At 74.1% G+C, this 17,968-nt stretch carries 18 protein-coding genes; 4 read left to right on the top strand and 14 right to left on the bottom strand.

Annotated elements, in window-relative coordinates; all coding sequences use genetic code 11:
- Nucleotides 1-63 precede the first annotated feature (63 nt).
- Entirely contained in the window at nt 64-1,683 is a 1,620-nt protein-coding gene (gene groL / locus AC54T2_RS08595) for a chaperonin GroEL (RefSeq protein WP_496665967.1), read from the bottom strand.
- A 98-nt stretch (nt 1,684-1,781) separates the two neighbouring features.
- Nucleotides 1,782-2,075, bottom strand: a complete 294-nt coding sequence (gene groES / locus AC54T2_RS08590) for a co-chaperone GroES (protein WP_056605525.1) — start codon at nt 2,073-2,075, stop codon at nt 1,782-1,784.
- Between the two features lie 222 nt (nt 2,076-2,297).
- Between groES and AC54T2_RS08585 the strand changes: the two genes are divergently transcribed.
- Nucleotides 2,298-3,488, top strand: coding sequence for a class I SAM-dependent methyltransferase (locus AC54T2_RS08585; RefSeq protein WP_186342386.1), 1,191 nt, complete (start codon nt 2,298-2,300; stop codon nt 3,486-3,488).
- Nucleotides 3,489-3,506: 18 nt separating this feature from the next.
- Here AC54T2_RS08585 and AC54T2_RS08580 read toward each other — a convergent pair whose 3' ends face one another.
- A complete protein-coding gene (locus tag AC54T2_RS08580) occupies nt 3,507-5,333 on the bottom strand; it encodes a glycoside hydrolase family 3 protein (RefSeq protein WP_496665966.1) in 1,827 nt (608 codons plus the stop codon).
- A gap of 310 nt (nt 5,334-5,643) precedes the next feature.
- Here AC54T2_RS08580 and AC54T2_RS08575 point away from each other — a divergent pair, with 310 nt between their 5' ends.
- Entirely contained in the window at nt 5,644-6,243 is a 600-nt protein-coding gene (locus AC54T2_RS08575) for a helix-turn-helix domain-containing protein (RefSeq protein WP_496665965.1), read from the top strand.
- 22 nt (nt 6,244-6,265) lie between these two features.
- Here the strand turns inward: AC54T2_RS08575 and AC54T2_RS08570 are convergent, their stop codons facing one another.
- The 3 genes from AC54T2_RS08570 to AC54T2_RS08560 form a co-directional block, all read right to left on the bottom strand.
- Nucleotides 6,266-6,904 (bottom strand): MBL fold metallo-hydrolase, encoded by a 639-nt coding sequence (locus AC54T2_RS08570; RefSeq protein WP_489975853.1) that lies wholly within the window; start codon nt 6,902-6,904, stop codon nt 6,266-6,268.
- The gene (locus tag AC54T2_RS08565; RefSeq protein WP_186342390.1) at nt 6,904-8,037 is read right to left on the bottom strand and encodes an S-(hydroxymethyl)mycothiol dehydrogenase; all 1,134 of its coding nucleotides are present in this window, start codon (nt 8,035-8,037) and stop codon (nt 6,904-6,906) included. Before AC54T2_RS08565 ends, AC54T2_RS08570 begins: the two co-directional genes overlap by 1 nt.
- Nucleotides 8,038-8,154: 117 nt before the next feature.
- Entirely contained in the window at nt 8,155-8,769 is a 615-nt protein-coding gene (locus AC54T2_RS08560) for a hypothetical protein (protein ID WP_496665964.1), read from the bottom strand.
- Nucleotides 8,770-8,904: 135 nt separating this feature from the next.
- Between AC54T2_RS08560 and AC54T2_RS08555 the strand changes: the two genes are divergently transcribed.
- Nucleotides 8,905-9,303: a hypothetical protein gene (locus AC54T2_RS08555; protein ID WP_186342392.1), complete on the top strand. Its 399-nt coding sequence runs from the start codon at nt 8,905-8,907 to the stop codon at nt 9,301-9,303.
- A 3-nt stretch (nt 9,304-9,306) separates the two neighbouring features.
- Nucleotides 9,307-10,854: a hypothetical protein gene (locus tag AC54T2_RS08550; RefSeq protein WP_496665963.1), complete on the top strand. Its 1,548-nt coding sequence runs from the start codon at nt 9,307-9,309 to the stop codon at nt 10,852-10,854.
- Nucleotides 10,855-10,955: 101 nt separating this feature from the next.
- Here AC54T2_RS08550 and tsaD read toward each other — a convergent pair whose 3' ends face one another.
- The 8 genes from tsaD to AC54T2_RS08510 are packed head-to-tail and all read right to left on the bottom strand — an operon-like array spanning nt 10,956 to nt 17,966.
- On the bottom strand, nt 10,956-12,002 hold the full coding sequence (gene tsaD / locus AC54T2_RS08545; protein ID WP_496665962.1) for a tRNA (adenosine(37)-N6)-threonylcarbamoyltransferase complex transferase subunit TsaD: 1,047 nt from the start codon (nt 12,000-12,002) through the stop codon (nt 10,956-10,958).
- A complete protein-coding gene (locus AC54T2_RS08540) occupies nt 11,995-12,450 on the bottom strand; it encodes a GNAT family N-acetyltransferase (RefSeq protein ID WP_186342395.1) in 456 nt (151 codons plus the stop codon). Before AC54T2_RS08540 ends, tsaD begins: the two co-directional genes overlap by 8 nt.
- A complete protein-coding gene (gene tsaB / locus AC54T2_RS08535; protein WP_496665961.1) occupies nt 12,447-13,085 on the bottom strand; it encodes a tRNA (adenosine(37)-N6)-threonylcarbamoyltransferase complex dimerization subunit type 1 TsaB in 639 nt (212 codons plus the stop codon). The genes AC54T2_RS08540 and tsaB overlap by 4 nt, the downstream gene beginning before the upstream one ends.
- A gap of 10 nt (nt 13,086-13,095) precedes the next feature.
- Entirely contained in the window at nt 13,096-13,986 is an 891-nt protein-coding gene (gene tsaE, locus AC54T2_RS08530) for a tRNA (adenosine(37)-N6)-threonylcarbamoyltransferase complex ATPase subunit type 1 TsaE (RefSeq protein WP_496665960.1), read from the bottom strand.
- The gene (locus AC54T2_RS08525) at nt 13,983-15,047 is read right to left on the bottom strand and encodes an alpha/beta fold hydrolase (RefSeq protein WP_496665959.1); all 1,065 of its coding nucleotides are present in this window, start codon (nt 15,045-15,047) and stop codon (nt 13,983-13,985) included. Before AC54T2_RS08525 ends, tsaE begins: the two co-directional genes overlap by 4 nt.
- A complete protein-coding gene (alr, locus tag AC54T2_RS08520; protein WP_489975847.1) occupies nt 15,044-16,195 on the bottom strand; it encodes an alanine racemase in 1,152 nt (383 codons plus the stop codon). Before alr ends, AC54T2_RS08525 begins: the two co-directional genes overlap by 4 nt.
- Before the next feature lie 7 nt (nt 16,196-16,202).
- Nucleotides 16,203-17,603, bottom strand: a complete 1,401-nt coding sequence (locus AC54T2_RS08515) for an NAD(P)H-hydrate dehydratase (RefSeq protein ID WP_496665958.1) — start codon at nt 17,601-17,603, stop codon at nt 16,203-16,205.
- Between the two features lie 9 nt (nt 17,604-17,612).
- Entirely contained in the window at nt 17,613-17,966 is a 354-nt protein-coding gene (locus tag AC54T2_RS08510; RefSeq protein WP_186342401.1) for a holo-ACP synthase, read from the bottom strand.
- Between the last annotated feature and the right edge of the window lie 2 nt (nt 17,967-17,968).

Raw genomic sequence — 17,968 nt, 5'->3', positions numbered from 1 at the left:
GCGACAGGCCCGCACCGGAGTCCGGTGCGGGCCTGTCGTGTCGTGCAGGTGGGACGAGGTGGATCAGTGGCCGTGGCCGTGACCGTGACCGGCGGCGGCCGGCTCCTCCTCCTCGGGCTTGTCCACGACGAGCGTCTCCGTCGTGAGCAGCATGGCGGCGATCGAGGTCGCGTTGACCAGCGCCGAGCGGGTGACCTTGACCGGGTCGAGGACGCCCTGGGCGACCAGGTCGCCGTACTCCTCGGTCGCGGCGTTGTAGCCGTTGCCGACACCGAGCTCGCGGACCTTGGTGGTCACGACGTAGCCGTTGACGCCGCCGTTCTCGGCGATCCAGCGCAGCGGCTCGTCGGCGGCCTTGCGGACCACGCGGACACCGGCGGCCTCGTCGCCGGTCAGGCCGAGGTTGTCCTCGAGCACCGACACGGCGTGGATGAGCGCGGAGCCACCGCCGGGGACGATGCCCTCCTCGATCGCGGCGCGCGTCGCGGAGACGGCGTCCTCGATGCGGTGCTTCTTCTCCTTCAGCTCCACCTCGGTGGCGGCACCGACACGGATCACGCAGACACCGCCGGCGAGCTTGGCGAGGCGCTCCTGGAGCTTCTCGCGGTCCCAGTCGGAGTCGGTGTTCTCGATCTCGGCCTTGATCTGGTTGACGCGGCCCTCGACAGCGGTGCCGTCGCCGGCGCCGTCGACGATCGTGGTGTGGTCCTTGGTGATGACCACGCGACGCGCCTGGCCGAGGACCTCGAGGCCCACCTGGTCGAGCTTGAGGCCGACCTCGGGGGCGACGACCTGGCCGCCGGTCAGGATCGCGATGTCCTGCATCATCGCCTTGCGGCGGTCGCCGAAGGCCGGGCTCTTCACCGCGGCGACGTTGAAGGTGCCGCGGATCTTGTTGACGACCAGCGTCGACAGCGCCTCGCCCTCGACGTCCTCGGCGAGGATGAAGAGCGGCTTGCCGGTGCCGATGACCTTCTCCAGCAGCGGGAGCAGCTCCTGGATCGCGGAGATCTTGCCCTGGTGGAGCAGGATGTAGGGGTCGTCGAGGACGGTCTCCATCGACTCCGGGTCGGTGACGAAGTAGGCCGAGATGTAGCCCTTGTCGAACTGCATGCCCTCGGTGAACTCGAGGTCGGTGCCCATGGTGTTGGACTCCTCGACCGTGATCACGCCGTCCTTGCCGACCTTGTCGAAGGCCTGGGCGAGCAGGTCGCCGATGTGGCTGTCGCGGCTGGAGATGGTCGCGACGGACGCCATGTCCTCGCGGGTCTCCACCTCGCGGGCGGCCTCGCGCAGCGCGTCGCCGACGGCCTCGGCCGCGGCGTCCATGCCACGCTTGAGGCCCATCGGGTTGGCGCCGGCCGCGACGGCGCGCAGGCCCTCGTGGACCATGGCCTGGGCCAGGACGGTGGCGGTGGTGGTGCCGTCACCGGCGATGTCGTTGGTCTTGGTGGCCACCTCCTTGGTGAGCTGGGCACCGAGGTTCTCGAACGGGTCGTCGAGCTCGATCTCGCGAGCGACGGTCACGCCGTCGTTGGTGATGGTGGGGGCGCCCCACTTCTTGTCGAGGACGACGTAGCGGCCCTTGGGGCCGAGCGTCACCTTGACGGCGTTGGCGAGGGCGTCGACACCGCGCTCGAGGGCGCGGCGGGCGTTCTCGTCGAACTCCAGGATCTTGGGCATTGCTGTGCTCCTAGGAACAGGTGAAAGGGGTTCGCCCGGACGTCATGGCCGCTGGTCGCCGGAGCGACCGGCAGCCATGACGTGCCGGGCGAGGGGAATCAGGAGACGACGGCGAGGATGTCGCGCGCAGACAGGATCAGGTACTCCTGGCCGGCGTACTTGACCTCGGTGCCGCCGTACTTGCTGTAGATGACCTTGTCACCCACGGCGACGTCGAGCGGGACGCGGTTGCCGTTGTCGTCGATGCGACCGGGACCGATCGCCACGACCTCGCCCTCCTGGGGCTTCTCCTTGGCGGTGTCCGGGATGACCAGGCCGGAGGCGGTGGTCTGCTCGGCTTCGAGGGTCTGGACGACGATGCGGTCCTCGAGGGGCTTGATGTTGACCGACACTTCGGATCAACCTCCACTTTCTCAAAACAAGAGATCTTCAGGAGCCCGGATCGATTTCCGCCCGGGGCTCCCAGGACGTGGGCTCGCGGACCGCGGCACGCCGTCGCGGGGGTCGTGCCTGGCTCACGAGCGTTGGCATTCTCAGGGCGAGAGTGCCAACGCAGACGCTAGCACTCTGCCCGCTCGAGTGCTAGCCGGTGCCGCCGCTGACAGGATGACGGCGTGGAGATCGAGACGCTGGACTGGTTGCGCACGCCCGACGGCGCCCGTCTGCTCGCCGCCGCCACGCAGGCGTGGGCCGACCACCCGGGCGACCCGGTGCGGGTCGCCGGCGTCGTCCGCCGCCTCGAGCCCGACCCCGAGCGGGCGGCCGCGGCCACCACGCAGGCGCAGCTGCGCGAGCGGGCCGTCGCCAAGTTCGGCGACGCCGCACACCACATGTTCTTCACCCCCGACGCGCTCGAGCAGGCGACCCGGGCGCGGGTCGCCGACCACCGGGCCGCCCGGCTCGCCGCCGCGATCCCCGGCGGCAGCGTCGTCGACCTGGGCTGTGGCATCGGCGGGGACCTCCTGGCCTTCGCCCGGGCCGGGCTGGTCGCGGGCGGCATCGACCAGGACCCGGTGCGGGTGGCGATGGCGCGGGCCAACCTCGAGGCCCTCGGCCTCCCGGGGGCCGTCCAGGTGGGCGACGCCACCGCGATCGACCCGCGGGCGTTCGACGTCGCGTTCGCCGACCCCGCGCGACGCGGCGGCCGCGGCCGGGTCTTCGACGTCGAGGGGTGGACGCCGCCCTGGTCGTGGGTGCTCGACCTGCTGCAGCGGCGCGCGCTGGTCAAGGTGGCGCCCGGCATCGGCCACGACCTCGTGCCCGCGGGCGTGGAGGCGGAGTGGGTCAGCGACGCCGGCGACGTCAAGGAGGCCGCGCTGTGGTCCCCCGACCTGGCCACCACCAGACGCCGCGCCACCGTGATCGCCGACGGCGGGCTCGCCAGCCTCACCGACGAGGACTCGCCCGCCGACGGCGAGGCCGGCACCGAGGTCCGCGAGGTCGGCGCCTTCCTCTACGAGCCCGACGGCGCCGTCATCCGCGCCGGCCTGGTCACGGCGGTCGCCGCCGGCGTCGGTGGCGGGCTGGTCGACCGGCACATCGCCTACGTCACCAGCGACGCCTCGTTCCACACGCCGTTCGCGCGCAGCTACCGGGTGGTCGAGCACCTGCCCTACCGCGAGAAGCCGCTGCGCGCGGCCCTGCAGGAGCGCGGCGTCGGCCGGCTGACGATCAAGAAGCGCGGGGTGCAGGTGGTGCCCGAGGAGCTGCGCAAGCGGCTGGCCCTCAAGGGCGACAACGAGGCCACGCTGGTGCTGACGCGCGTGTCGGGGCAGGGCACCGCCCTGCTCGTCCAGCCGTTCTGAGCCGTTTCGAGCCGCCGCTCAGCAGCCGTCGCGGGCCACGCCCTGGACCGTCACCGGCAGGCGGCCCTTCGCGGGCTGCGCACCGGTCAGCACGTCGACCAGCGCCTCCATCGCCGCAGGCGTGTCCCCGTAGGTGGCCAGGCGCGTCGGGGCACTCACCCGGCCGAGCACCCACGGGCTGTCGGTGGCCACCGCGACCTCCCCGTCGACGGGGGCGTCGCGGTAGCCGGTGAAGCCCACCTGGGCGCCCGCGGCGAGGCGGGCGTCCTCGCGTGCGGTCCAGGCGGCCAGGCGCTCCGACCGCTTCGCCTCGGCCGCCTTCCAGGCGCGCACCCGCTTGCGGAACGCAGGTTTGCGCTCCTTCTTCCTGCGCTCCGGGCGGGGCTCGGCCGTGGCCAGCGCCGCCGGCGGCGAGCGACGCGCCAGCACGGTGATGCCCGCCGCGCGCGCGGCCGCGGTGAACGCACCCACCGCGCCCGCGTCGCCGTAGGCGTGCACCGTGTCGCCGACCAGCCGGCCCGAGCACGCGCCGTGGGTGAGCGTCACCGCGGCGGCCGACAGGCGTCGCGAGGCGGCACGTGCCGAGTCGGGAGGCGCGGCCCCGGTGCCCGATCCTTCGGTGCCGGTGCCGGTGCCGGCGTCGGCGAGGTGCGTCAGCAGGGCGATCTGCCGTGCCGCGGCCTGCTCGAGGCGCCGGCGAGGCAGGTCGTCGCGGCGCACCGCGCGGACCAGCGCGGCGCGGGCGGCGGCCGGCGACGGCGGCATGAGCAGGACGTCGGAGCCGGCCCGCATCGCCTGCACGGCCGTCCGCCCCGGGTCGCGGCCGCGCGTCACCGCCGCCATCTGGAGCGAGTCGGTCACCACGAGCCCCTCGAACCCGAGGTCCTCGCGCAGCAGGCCGGTCACCACCTTGCGCGACAACGACGAGGGCTCGCGCGGGTCCACGGCGCGCACGTCGAGGTGGCCCACCATGACCGCGGGCAGCCCGGCCTCGACACTGCGCGCGAAGGGCACGAGGTCGGTGTCCCTCAGCTCGGCCAGCGACTTCGTCTGCACCGGCAGGCTGAGGTGGCTGTCGGCCGGCACCGACCCGTGGCCCGGGAAGTGCTTGATGACCGGCAGCACGCCGGCCGAGACGAACCCGTCGGCGGCCGCGACCACCTGCTCGGCCACGATCGCCGGTCGCGACGACGCCGAGCGCGACCCGATCGTCGGGTCCTCCGGCCCGGAGGTGACGTCGGCGACGGGCGCGAGGTCGGCGGTGAACCCGAGGCCGCGCAGCTCCGCCGCTCCGGCGGCGTACACCTCCTCGGTCAGCGCGGGGTCGTCCGCGGCCCCGGTGCTCATGAACGCGGGGAAGCGGGTCGCGGCGCCGCGCAGCCGCTCGACCACCCCACCCTCCTGGTCGACGGCGAGGAAGAGCGGCCACTTCCGCGGGACCCGACGAGCGAGCGTCCGGTTGACCGACCTCACCTGGTCGGCGGAGGCGACGTTCGCACTGAAGGCGATCACCCCGCCGAGGTGGAGGTCGCGCACCATCCCCACGGGCGCTGCCGTGCCCGCCCAGTCGGCGACGATCACCTGTCCGGCGAGGTCGGGGAGCCGCATCCGACCGACGGTCCGCGCGGCCCGGTCGAGCTCGGCGCGGTCCGGCCCCCACCCCTCCACCAGCCCGAGCTCCTCGGAGGGGGTCGGCGGCACCGTGGGCGTACTCGTGGCAGCCGGGCCCGCGCTCGAGGGATCCTCGTCGTCCCCCGGTGCCGCGCCGTCACAGGCGGCCAGCGAGGCGACCGCAGCGAGGGAGACGCCGAGGCTCGCCAAACGGGTGGCCGGACGCGAGCGCATCCAGCCATGGTGGCACGCCCTCGGGAGCCCGCCCGCTCGTCGCGCCACCGCCCTCTCCCTCTCACTCTCTCCTGTCATCTGAGTCTCCGGGCGACTCAGATGACAAGGCGGCCCCGCAGAAGGAGCCCGCACCCCCACGCGTCGTCCTGCCACCTGAGTCTCTCCGCGACTCAGGTGCCAGTGCGGGCGGGTGGTCGCACCGGGATTGAGCTGGCCTGTGGACGAGCGATCGCCGGTTGTCGGTGCGGACGACTGGGATGGCAGGACCGAGGACGAGACGACGTCCACGACCGACGGAAGGGGCTGAGAGATGCGGACGACGGAGGAGTGGGACGCGGAGTGCGAGTGGACCGACGACGAGGTGGAGTGGTACCTGATGGGCCCGTTCGATGGAGGCGTGCCCGGTCTCGTGCGCCGCATCAGGCGGATCCTGGACGTGTCGCAGCGCGGGCTGGCGGCCATGATCGGGGTGTCGCAGTCAGTCGTCGCGAGGTGGGAGACCGGCCGCACGAGCCCGCGGGTGAGCGTGATGCAGTACCTGCTCGGCCTCGCCGGACTGGGCAGCACCGTCCACGACGGCGACAGCGGCGAGGTCGTCGAGCCGATGCGCGACGACGGGGCGCGGGACCGGGGCGGGAGGCGCTACCCCGCCCACGTCGACCTCAAGGCCACCGGGTGGTACGTCCCGCGCGGCCTCGAGTGCACGCCCGAGCCCGCTCGGTGGCGGCGCGCCTCGCGCGCCCGGAGGGAGCCGCTCGTCCTCCACCACACCTCGCCCTACTGGCGCTGGCTCCAGCGGCGCGTGTTCGGCACGCCCGTCGACCATCCGGCGTCCCGCCAGCTGGCGGCCGAGGCCGAGCACCTCGACGAGGTGAGGGAGGCCCGCCAGCAGCAGTGGCGGGCCGCCTGACCCCGGCTGGCCACAACCGACCTCAGCCGGCGAGCCGCTCCCGCTCGGCCCCGATGGTGGTGTCGGGACCGTGGCCGGTGTGCACGACCGTCTCGTCGGGCAGCTCGAGGAGCCGCGACCGGATGGACTCCTTGATCAGGTCCTCGTCGGAGTAGGAGCGACCGGTCGCCCCGGGCCCGCCCTGGAAGAGGGTGTCACCGGTGAAGACGCACCCGAGGTCGTGGACGTAGAGGCACACGGCGCCGGGAGCGTGGCCCGGCGTGTGGATCACCGTGACGGCCGCCCCGCCGATCGTGAGCGTCTGACCGTCGGCGAGGTCGACGTCCCAGAGCTCGGCCCCCTCCTCGTCACCACCGTGGGTCAGCTCCCACAGCGGCCGGTCGTCGGGGTGCAGCAGCACGGGCGCCCCGGTCCGGCGGCGCAGCTCGGGCGCGACCCGCACGTGGTCGTCGTGCGCGTGCGTGCACACGATCGCCTTCACGGTGCGGCCGCCGACGACCGCGAGGATCGCGTCGACGTCGTGCGGGGCGTCGATGACCAGGCACTGCTCGTCGTCCCCGATCACCCATACGTTGTTGTCGACGTCGTAGGTCTCTCCGTCGAGGGAGAACGTGCCCGAGACGACGCCGTGGTCGACCCGCACGCCGCGCGGCCCGGTCATCAGAGCACCACCACCGAGCGGAGCACGCTGGGGCCGTCTTCTGGCCCGTGGTGCATCTTCTCGAACGCCGCCTCGACATCGCCGATGCCGATCTCCTCGGTCACGAAGGCGTCGAGGTCGAGCCGGCCCTGCTGGTAGAGGTCGACCAGCATCGGGAAGTCGCGCGAGGGCAGGCAGTCGCCATACCAGGAGGACTTGAGCGAGCCGCCGCGGCCGAAGACGTCGATGAGCGGGATCTCGGGGATCGTCATGTCCGGCGTCGGCACGCCGACGAGGACGACGGTGCCGGCCAGGTCGCGGGCGTAGAAGGCCTGCTTCCACGTCTCCGGGCGACCGACGGCGTCGATCACCACGTCGGCCCCGCCCTCGTGGCCGGTGTCGTCCTGCGGCGGGGTCAGCTCGCGGATGGCGGTCACGGCGTCGACCTCGGCGGAGTTGACCGTGTGGGTGGCACCCATCGAGCGCGCCATCTCGAGCTTGCGGTCGTCGATGTCGACAGCGATGACCCGGGACGCTCCGGCGAGTGCGGCGCCCGCGATCGCTGCGGCACCGACGCCGCCGCAGCCGATGACGGCGACGGTGGAGCCGCGGGTCACGTTGCCCGTGTTGATGGCAGCACCCAGGCCGGCCATCACCCCGCACCCGAGCAGGCCGACGGCGGCGGGACGCGCCGAGGGGTCGACCTTCGTGCACTGGCCGGCCGCGACCAGCGTCTTCTCGGCGAACGCCCCGATGCCCAGCGCCGGCGACAGCTCGGTGCCGGCGAGGTCGCCCTCGGCGAGCGTCATCTTCTGGGTGGCGTTGTGGGTGGCGAAGCAGTACCACGGCTCACCGCGGTTGCAGGCGCGGCACTCGCCGCACACCGCGCGCCAGTTGAGGACGACGAAGTCGCCCGGCTCGACGCTCGTGACGTCCGGGCCGACCGACTCCACGACGCCGGCGGCCTCGTGGCCGAGCAGGAAGGGGAAGTCGTCGTTGATCCCGCCCTCGCGGTAGTGGAGGTCGGTGTGGCACACCCCGCAGGCCTGGATCTTCACGACCGCCTCGCCCGGGCCGGGGTCGGGGACGTTGATGGTGGTGAGCTGCACCGGCTCGCCCTTCGCGAGCGCGACGACCGCCTGGACCTGCTGCATCGATGTGCCTCCTCTGTGTCTGGGTCGACGCGAACGCTGCGACGCCGACCCCACAGATGCAACCACCCCGGGTGTCACGGTGTGCTCACCGGGACCCGGGCCAGCCCCGGGTGCCGCTCAGTCCAGGTCGGTCTTGAAGCTGGCGAGCAGGGAGTCGGTCACGACCTGCATCTCGTCGTCGGTCAGCGGCTGCGGCACGCCGTCGAGGTTGTGCCGGATGGTGATGGTCCAGCTCGAGTCGAGGAACATCACCCCGAAGGTGTGCACGCGGTACTGCGGGTCGGACGTCTCGTCGACGACGTGCCAGGCGTTGTACTTGCCGCCGGCCACCGCGTCGTCCTGGCGCACCTGGACCTTCGGGCCGTCGTGCTGGCGGATCCACTCCTTCGCGAAGGCGTCGAGCGAGGCCGTGTCGGTCAGCGCCGGCGCCAGCGTCACGCCGCTCTGGCCGTCGCGGAAGCCCTGCACGATGCCGAAGTCGCTGTTGCGGGTGTAGGTCGCCAGGCCGTGCATGCTGGCGCCGGGGACCTTGATCCGGGGCCCGTCCGCCGGCTCCACGACCGTGCTCGTCGCGGTCGGGACCGGGGTCGGCGGGGCGGACGACGACGTGGGCGAGCCGCCGACCGGGTCGGCGTCCGTGCCCTCCCCCGACGACTGGCACCCGCTGGCCAGGACCGCGACCAGACCGACGCACGCCGCCACCAGACGGACCCGCTCTCCCCGAGACATCATGCGCGGGAGCCTATCGGGCCGGACGACACGTCCCGGGGCACCGCGTTTTCCCTGGAGGATGCCTCGCGAGGCAGTTCGCCCACATAGGGTGGTTTTGGTTCTGCGACGAGGGGGAAAGGACAGATCATGCTGCCGTTGGAAGACCGTGAACTGCTCAACCAGACCATGGTCGGGCTCAACATCGATCCCGAGACGACCGCCTCCTTGATGGCCTCCTTCGACAAGGCCGCCGAGGGCGTCGTCAACAATCCCGTCGTGCCCGTCGCGAGCACCTCGTTCGGTCAGTCCTACACCGGTGGATACCGCCTCGGCACCAACACCGAGATGGCCCACCAGACCGTCGCCGACGAGCTCAAGAAGATGGCGGCCGGGCTGCGCGGGATGGCCGAGTCGGTGGAGCTCTTCAACAAGGACATGGAGACGACGACCGAGCAGACCGCCGCGACGATGCGCCTGATCCAGACGTCGACGAGCTGCGTGGCTGCCCCCGACTTCGGCACCGACCAGTGCACCATGCCCACCGAGGAGGACTGAGCCGTGACCAAGGGACCCAACCGTCAGGTTCTCGACACCTACCTCGACTCCGCGGCCGGGGGTGAGATCAAGAACGCCGGCGACGCCTGGAAGGAGAAGGCCGCCGACCTGAAGGTGCTGGGCGACGCCCTCAGGAACGCCGCTCAGCAGGCCGAGCTCCGCATCGGCGAGTCGACCCTCACCGGTCCGGCCCTGCGCGCCGGGATGGAGGAGTCGGCGACCTCGATCATCGCGAAGTCCGAGCAGCTCGAGGCGGCCGGCGAGGCCCTGCGCCAGGTGGGACTCCAGATCGAGGACACCCGGACCACGCGCGACAACATGGCTGACCTCGGCGACAAGCCGGCTCCCTACCAGGCTCCCGCGGGCACGCCCGGCGTCGAGCCGACCAAGGAGGAGCTGCAGGCGCAGGCGGCCGCGTCCAGCGCGCGGGCCAACGCGCGCTCGTCCTGGCAGGCGGAGTACGAGAAGCAGGAGGCCAAGGCTCTCGCGCTCACCAAGGACCTCGATGCGGCCTTCCTCGGTGCGATCCCGCCGATGAAGGAGATCCACGGGCAGCCCGACCCGACCGAGCCGCCGCCCAGCGTCCCGACCGGTCCGTCGGGTCCCTACCTGCCGGGCACCAAGGCGCCGGGCGTTCCGACGACGCCCGAGGGTCCCGGCAACGGCAACCCGCCGGGCACCTGGAACCCGACCCCGCAGCCGCCCACCGGCCCCCCGATCCCTGAGCCGCCCCCCGGCGACCCGACTCCTCAGCCGCCCACCGGCAACCCGTCCCCTCCGCCCACCACGGAGCCGACTCCGCCGACCCACACCCCGCCGACCCACACCCCGCCGACCCACACCCCGCCGGGCACGACCCCGACCTACCCGGGAGCCACGCCGGGCGAGACCAGCACGGTCGCGGGCTCGTCGCAGGGCGGGGTGAGCTACACCCCCGGCGGCTCGCAGGTGGCGGCGCCCGGCGCGGCGGGCGCGGCCGGAGCGGGCGCCGGCGGCGTCAACGCCGCGGCGATGGGCGCTGCCGGTGCGGCCGGCGGTGCCAGCGGCATGATGGGCGGCGTCCGCGCCGGCTCGGTGTCCTCCCCCGGTTCGTCCACCACCCGACCGATCGGAGCCACCGGTCGCAGCGGCAGCGCCGGCGCGTTGTCGCGTCCGACCAGCGCGGGTGCGGCAGGTGCGACCGGACGCGGCGGCGCGGCGGCCGGCAGCCCCACCTCGCGCGGAGCCGGCTCGGCGGCCGCACGCGGGGCCTCCACCGGTGGGTCGTCAGCCCGCGGTGCCGGCTCGGCCGGTGCCCGTGGCGCCGGCACGGCGGGTGGACGCGGTGCCGGCTCGGCGGGCAGCCGCGGCGCGGCGGCCGGCTCGAGCACCGGCTCCCGCTCCGGCGGGCGCGGCTCGAGCGGGGCCCGCGGTGCGGGTGCAGCGGCTGGTGGCGCCTCCGGGCGCGGCGGCCGCAAGGGCGACCGCGACCAGGCCGCAGAGCGCGACAGCCTGGTCTACGACCAGGACTGGCTCGGCGACGACGAGGTCGCTCCGAGCGTCCTCGACTGACGACCACGGCGCACGAGTGCGCGTGACGAAGGCCCCCGCTCTCGGGCGGGGGCCTTCGGCGTCCCCCATGGGGCAACGGTGGGGCAACGGTGCCGGAGCGGTCAGGCCACGACGGTCGTGATCGGCTGCGAGGAGTCGGCGGGGAGGTCGAGCGAGGAGGGCGTACGCCCCCGTGCGACGAGCTCGGCGCCGAGCGCGGCGACCATGGCCCCGTTGTCGGTGCACAGGCCCGGGCGCGGCACCCGCACCCGGATGCCACGGGCGGTGGCGCGCTCCTCGGCCATGGCACGCAGGCGGCTGTTGGCAGCCACCCCGCCGCCGATCAGGATGTCCTCGATCCCTCGGCTCGTCGCCGCGTCGATCGCCTTGCGGGTCAGCACGTCGCATACGGCCTCCTGGAACGACGCGGCCACGTCGGCGACGTCGATCGTGGCCCCCGAGCGCTGCTGGGCCTCCACCCAGCGGGCCACGGCGGTCTTCAGTCCGGAGAAGGAGAAGTCGAAGCGGTGACGCTCGAGGTCGCGCCGGCTGGTGAGCCCGCGCGGGAAGTCGATGGCGACGCTGTTGCCCGAGCGCGCCTGCTTGTCGATGTGGGGGCCGCCGGGGAAGGGCAGGCCGAGCAGCCGGGCGACCTTGTCGAAGGCCTCCCCCGCGGCGTCGTCGATGGTGGCGCCCATCGGCTCCACGCCGACCGTGACGTCGGTGACCTCCAGCAGGCTGGAGTGACCGCCCGAGACCAGCATCGCCAGGCACGGCTCGGGCAGCGGACCGTGCTCGAGCTGGTCGACGGCGACGTGGGCGGCGAGGTGGTTGACGCCGTAGATCGGCTTGCCGAGGCCGAGCGCGAGCGCCTTGGCGCTCGCCACGCCCACCAGCAGCGCGCCGGCGAGCCCGGGCCCGCTGGTCACGGCCACCGCGTCGATGTCGGACAGGGAGATGCCGGCGGTCTCGGCGGCCCGCTCGATCGTGGGCACCATCGCCTCGAGGTGGGCGCGGCTGGCGACCTCGGGCACGACGCCGCCGAAGCGGGCGTGCTCCTCGACGCTGCTGGCGACGGTGTCGGCGAGCAGCGTGTGGCCTCGGACGATGCCGACGCCGGTCTCGTCGCACGAGGTCTCGATGCCGAGGACGAGCGGTGCGTCAGTCATGGGCGGTCTCCGTCTGCTCCCTCGCCGCGCCCGGGAGCCAGCGGCACATCACCAGCGCCTCCGACCCGTCGCGGTAGTAGTGCGGTCGTACGTCGATGACGCTGAACTGCCGGGCGACGTAGAACCCGACGGCGGGCGCGTTGGCCACGCTCACCTCCAGCAGCATCCGCGAGGCGCCGTCGGTGTCGACGAGGAGCTCCTCGAGGAGCCGGGAGGCGAGGCCGGCGCGGCGCGCGTCGGGGCGTACGCCGATGCGCAGCAGGTCGACGATGTCGCCGGCGGTCATCGTCACCGCGTAGCCGGAGAGGTCGTCGGCGACCAGGAAGCGTCGCCCGGGCCCCTCGATCTCCTCGCGCACGAGCGCCTCGCTCCACGCGTCGGGACCGAAGAGCTCCTGCTCGAGGGCGAGGAGTGCCGGCAGGTCGGCGAGCGTGGCGGGACGGATCACGAGACGGGCTTCCGGGGTGCGCCGGCGACCGCGTCGGGGCGGCGCAGGTAGAGCGGCTCGGGGTCGAGCAGCTCGACGAGCTCGTCGGCCACGCCGACGGCCAGCCAGCCGGCGCCCGGCCGGGTGGGAGCGATCGCGTGGGGGAACGCGTCGGGGTAGAGCTCGGGACCGGCGCCGGCGACGGGTGCGCCCGTGGCGACCTCTGCCGGGCGGGTCACGACGGGGCCCTCGAGGCGGCGGCCGTCGGCGTCGTAGGAGGCGAGGTAGACCTCCTTGCGGCGCGCGTCGGTGGCGACGAGGAACCCGCCGTCCGGTGCGCCGGCGCCGGCGACCTCGAGGGCGACGGCGTCGAGCGAGCACACGCCGTAGACCGGGACGTCGAGGACGAAGCCGAGGGTGCGCGCGGTGACGACGCCGACCCGGAGCCCGGTGAACGGTCCGGGGCCGACCCCCACTGCGACCCCGGAGAGGTCCTGTCGCACGATGCCGGCGTCCTCCATCGCGCGGGCGATGAGCGGCGCGAGGTGCTCGCCGTGCTTCATCGGCTGCTCGGAGGAGTGCTCGACGACCACCCGCTCACCGTCGTGCAGGGCGACGGAGACCAGCGGGGTCGCGGTGTCGAAGGCGAGCAGCACGGCGTCGAGGCTACTGTCCGACGATCCAGCGCAGCGAAACCCGGCGCGGGTCGGCCCCGTCGTCGGCCGGCGCGTCGCCCACCGTCCGCTCGATCACGACCTCGAGGCGCGACTCGGCCAGCCCCTCGGCCAGGCCCGCCCCCCACTCGACGACGGTCACGGCCGTGTCGAGGGAGGTGTCGAGGTCGAGGTCGTCGAGCTCGTCGAGGCCGCCGAGTCGGTAGGCGTCGACGTGCACGAGATCGGGCCCGTCCCCCAGCGCGGGGTGCACCCGGGCGATCACGAACGTCGGCGACGTCACGCCGCCGCGCACGCCGAGCCCCTCGCCCAGGCCCTGGGTGAACGTCGTCTTGCCGGCGCCCAGCTCACCGGTGAGCACCACCAGGTCGCCGGCGACCAGGCTGGCGCCGACCCGGGCCCCGAGCCGGCGCATCGTCTCCGCGTCGGGGGCGTCGAACGACGTGCCCAGCCACCTCGCGAGCTCGACGTAGGGGCTCGCGCCGCCCGTGACGACGAAGTCGTGGGCCTCCCAGAACGCGACGGTGCCGGGCAGCTCCTCGCGGGCGACGACCCGCACCGCCGACCGCCCGGCGGACGCCTCCACGGCCGCCTCGACGAGTGCGGTGGCCACTCCCCTGCCCTGCGCCGCCGGTGTCACGCCGAAGCGGCGGAGCACCAGCCCGTCGGGCCCCGGGTCGAGGACAACGCAGCCGACCGGCTCCCCGTCGAGGCATGCCAGCAGACCACCCCGGCGCGCGAGCAGGCGCCGCAGGGAGTCGACGTCCTCGCCCAGGGCGTCCGCCGGCGGGTCGAGGGCCGGGCGGGCACCGAAGGCCTCCCGCACCACGGCCAGCACGTCGGCGGCCGACTCGGGGCCGACCCTGCGCACGACGAGGCTCACGACAGGTCCTGCCCCTGGGCCAGCGAGATCAGGTCGTCGAGCTCGGCGGTGACCTGCTTGTGGCGCTCGAGCAGCACCATGTGGCCCGCGCCCTCGCACTCGAGCAGGCTCGAGCCCGGGATCCGGCTGTGCAGCTTGCGGCTGTGACCGACGGAGGTGATCTTGTCGGCGGTGCCGCAGATGATCGAGGTGGGGACCTGCCCCAGGGGCGCGAGGTGGTCGAAGTGGTCGAGGGTGGCGAAGGCGGGGTAGAAGTCCGCGACCACCGCGAACGGCGTCGCGTCGAGCATCGAGTAGACGAACTCGACGTGCGAGGCGGGGACGTCGTCGCCGAAGGCGTAGCGGTCGGTGATGACGTCGGCGACCGCGTGGCCCCAGGACCGCGCGAGGTCGACGGCCTTGTGGCCGCGGTCGAGGGTGCGTACGGCACGGCCGACGAACCGCCCGCCGAGGCCGAGCGGCAGCATCGGGAACAGGATGCGACCCGGGTCGAGGCCTCCGGCCGTGGTGGAGATCAGCGCGGCGCCGCGGACCTTGTCGCCGAAGAGGTCGGGGTGCTGCTGGGCGAGCGAGATCACGCTCATCCCGCCCATGGAGTGGCCGACCACCACGCACGGACCGGGCACCGTCGTCTCGATGACGCGGCGCAGGTCGTGGCCGAGCTGCTCGATCGTGCAGTGCTTCTCGTCGGAGCGCGCGGAGCGGCCGTGGCTGCGCTGGTCGTAGAAGACGGTGCGCACCTGGCCGCGGTAGGCCGCGCGCTGGTAGTGCCAGCAGGCGAGGTTGAGGGAGTAGCCGTGCACGAACACCACGGTGAGGTCGTCGTCGGTCGTGGCGCGGCCGCCGAAGTCGGCGGGCTCGTCGATCTCCACGTGCAGGGCGAGGCCGTCGTCGGCGACCACCACCCGCGGCGGGCTGTGCAGCTCGCCGAAGGCGACCGTCTCCCCGGCGGCGCGGTTGCCGATGACGCGGTTCTGGCGCGCGATGCCCACGGCGCCGGCGGCGGCGGCCAGGCCCGCCGCGCCCACGACCGAGCCGAAGACGCGGCCCTTGACGCTCACGGTGCGGTCCCTCCGGGCTCGTCGCCGTCGACGTGCCGGCGGACGAACCGGCCGCCGATCCGGGTGACGATCTCGTAGCTGATCGTGCCCACCGCGTCGGCCCACTCCTGCGCGGTCGGCTCACCGGCGTCGCCGGGACCGAAGAGGACGACCTCGGTGCCGGGCGGCGGCAGCTCGCCGTGCAGCTCGATCACCAGCTGGTCCATGCACACGCGTCCCCGGACGGGGCGTCGCGAGTCGCCCACCCATACGGCGGCGGTGTTGCCTGCTGCCCGCGGGACGCCCTCGGCGTAGCCGACCGGCACGACGCCGACGCTCGTGTCGCGCTCGGCGTGCCAGGTGTGCCCGTAGGAGACGCCGTCGCCGGCCCGCACCTCCTTGCTGAGCAGCAGGCGGGCCCGCACCGTCATCGCCGGCCGGAGGCCAAGGAGCGGGCTGACGCCGGGTGCCGGGTCGAGGCCGTAGGCCGCGATGCCGCAGCGGACCATGTCGAAGTGGGAGGACGGACGCAGGACCGCCGCCGCCGAGTTGGCCAGGTGGGCCACGTCCGGGTCGAGACCCGCCTCGGCGGCCAGCGCGAGGGCGTCGCGGAAGGCGGCCTCCTGCGCGTCGTTGGCCGGGTGCTCGGGCTCGTCGCTCGCGGCGAGGTGGGACCAGATGCCCGTGACGGTGATGCGGCCCTGGCGCTCGAGCAGGCTCGCCCTGGCGAACAGCTCGGACCACTCCGCGCGGGGCGCGCCGCCGCGGGAGAGGCCGGTGTCGACCTTGAGCTGCACGCGGGCAGCGCCCACGGCGGCGATCTCCTCGAGCTCGGCCAGCGAGTAGGCGGTGACCTCGATGCCGGCCGCCACGGCGGCCGCGAAGTCGTCGCCCGGGGCGCTCAGCCAGCACAGCAGCGGGCCCGAGTCGCCGGCGGCCCGCAGGGCGAGCGCCTCCTCGATGGTGGCCACCCCCAGCCAGTCGGCCCCGGCATCGCGGGCGGCCGCGGCCACCTCGGCCATGCCGTGGCCGTAGCCGTCGGCCTTGACGACCACCATGAGCGCGACGGGGCCGTCGACGTTGACGAGGTCCTTGAGGATGCGCACGTTGTGGCGCACGGCGGCGAGGTCGACGACGATCTCGGCGCGTGGCGGCACAGGATCGCTCATGGGACGATCATCCCAAACCCGCGAGCGTGTCACGCACCAGGCGCGGGATCTGGTCAGCGACGCGGCCCGCGGTGAGCGGTCCGTCGCCGGACGCCTGCGTCGCTGCGGCGCCGTGCAGCCAGGAGCCCACGGACGCGGCGTCGAAGGGATCGAGGCCCGCGGCGAGCAGCGCGCCGATGAGTCCGGCGAGCACGTCGCCGGCCCCGGCGGTGGCGAGCCAGGGCACGCCGGTGGTGGTGGCCCGCACCCGCCCGCCGGGGTCGGCGACGAGGGTGTGGTGGCCCTTGAGGAGCACCACGCAGTCGAAGCGGTCGGCCGCCCGGCGTGCGTGCTCGAGCGGGGCTGCCTCGACCTCGGCGCGCTCCAGGCCGAGCATGGCGGCCAGCTCGCCGGCGTGCGGGGTGAGGACCCAGCCAGGCGCGCGGCCATCGACGTGGCGCAGTGCGTCGGCGTCGGCCACGACGGGCACGTCGTCGGAGCGGGCCGCGGCGACCATCGCCTCGGCGTCGTCGCCGCCCCCGGGGCCCACGACCCAGGCCTGGACCCGTCCGTCGCCCACGACCTCCGGGTGCGCACTGCGGACAGCGGCGGCGACCTCGTCGGGGCCGACGTAGCGCACCATCCCGGTGAGGCCGCACGCGGCGCCGGCGACCGCCAGCAGGGCGGCCCCGGGGTAGGTGCTCGACCCGGCGCGGACGCCCACCACGCCGCGGGTGTACTTGTGCGCGGTGGGTCCCGGCCGGGGCAGCAGGCGGCGGACGTCGGCCGGCTGGAGCGCCTCCACCGCCGGCGCGCCGAGGTCGCCGTCGTCGAGGCCGAGGTCGACGAGGTGGACCGCCCCGCTGGCCAGGCAGGCGGGGTCGACGAGGTGGGCGACCTTGTGGGTGCCGAAGGTGACCGTCAGGTCGGCGCGCACCTGCGCGCCGTCGAGGGTGCCGCCGTCGACGTCGACACCGGACGGCACGTCGACCGCGACCACCGGCACGCCGGCGAACCGCTCGAGCGCCGCCACCGCGTCGTGCCGCAGCCCGGGCCGGCCGCCGATGCCGACGATGCCGTCGACCACCACGTCGGGGTGGGGGTCGAGGTCGTCGGCGTTCCGGGTCGTACGCCCCCCGGCGGCGAGCAGCGCGGCGTGGCCCGCCTCGTGGGCGTGGTCGGCGAGCAGCAGACCCCCGACCGAGGCGCCGCGGGCGGCGAGCCGGGCACCCGCCCACAGCGCGTCGCCGCCGTTGTCGCCGGGCCCGACCAGCAGCAGGACGCGCCGGCCGTAGCCCCCGCCGAGCAGGTCGAGGACGGCGGCTGCCAGGCCTGCCGCGGCGCGCTGCATGAGTGCGCCCTCGGGCAGGCGTGCCATCGCGGCGGCCTCCGCGCGGCGTACGTCCTCGACGGTGTGGGCACGCAGCATCGCGACTCCTCAGGACTCCAGCACGACCACGGCCGAGGCGATGCCGGCGTCGTGCGACAACGAGACGTGCACGTGCACGACCCCCAACGCCTCGGCGCGCGCGGCGACCGTCCCGCGGATCTCGAAGCGCGGCCGGCCGGTCTCCTCCGAGACGATCTCGGCGTCGTGCCAGGCCATCCCGACGGGCGCGCCGAGCGCCTTGGCCATCGCCTCCTTGGCCGCGAAGCGCGCGGCCAGCGACGCCGGAGGACGCACCGACTCGGCCTCGGTGAACAGTCGACCGCGCAGCCTTGGGGTGCGCTCGAGGGACTGCGTGAAGCGGTCGATGTCGACCACGTCGATGCCGACGCCGATGACCGGCATGC

The sequence above is a fragment of the Nocardioides sp. Z35_8 genome (assembly GCF_059621125.1).
The sequence above is the reverse complement of the archived record's forward strand: the minus strand, read 5'-3'. Positions and strand labels throughout refer to the sequence as shown.

Coding starts and splice junctions, on each gene's coding strand:
- groL (WP_496665967.1), bottom strand. CDS start 1,683: ATGCCCAAGATCCTGGAGTTCGACGAGAACGCCCGCCGCGCCCTCGAG.
- AC54T2_RS08580 (WP_496665966.1), bottom strand. CDS start 5,333: ATGCGCTCGCGTCCGGCCACCCGTTTGGCGAGCCTCGGCGTCTCCCTC.
- AC54T2_RS08575 (WP_496665965.1), top strand. CDS start 5,644: ATGCGGACGACGGAGGAGTGGGACGCGGAGTGCGAGTGGACCGACGAC.
- AC54T2_RS08570 (WP_489975853.1), bottom strand. CDS start 6,904: ATGACCGGGCCGCGCGGCGTGCGGGTCGACCACGGCGTCGTCTCGGGC.
- AC54T2_RS08565 (WP_186342390.1), bottom strand. CDS start 8,037: ATGCAGCAGGTCCAGGCGGTCGTCGCGCTCGCGAAGGGCGAGCCGGTG.
- AC54T2_RS08560 (WP_496665964.1), bottom strand. CDS start 8,769: ATGATGTCTCGGGGAGAGCGGGTCCGTCTGGTGGCGGCGTGCGTCGGT.
- tsaD (WP_496665962.1), bottom strand. CDS start 12,002: ATGACTGACGCACCGCTCGTCCTCGGCATCGAGACCTCGTGCGACGAG.
- alr (WP_489975847.1), bottom strand. CDS start 16,195: ATGAGCGATCCTGTGCCGCCACGCGCCGAGATCGTCGTCGACCTCGCC.
- AC54T2_RS08515 (WP_496665958.1), bottom strand. CDS start 17,603: ATGCTGCGTGCCCACACCGTCGAGGACGTACGCCGCGCGGAGGCCGCC.
- AC54T2_RS08510 (WP_186342401.1), bottom strand. CDS start 17,966: ATGCCGGTCATCGGCGTCGGCATCGACGTGGTCGACATCGACCGCTTC.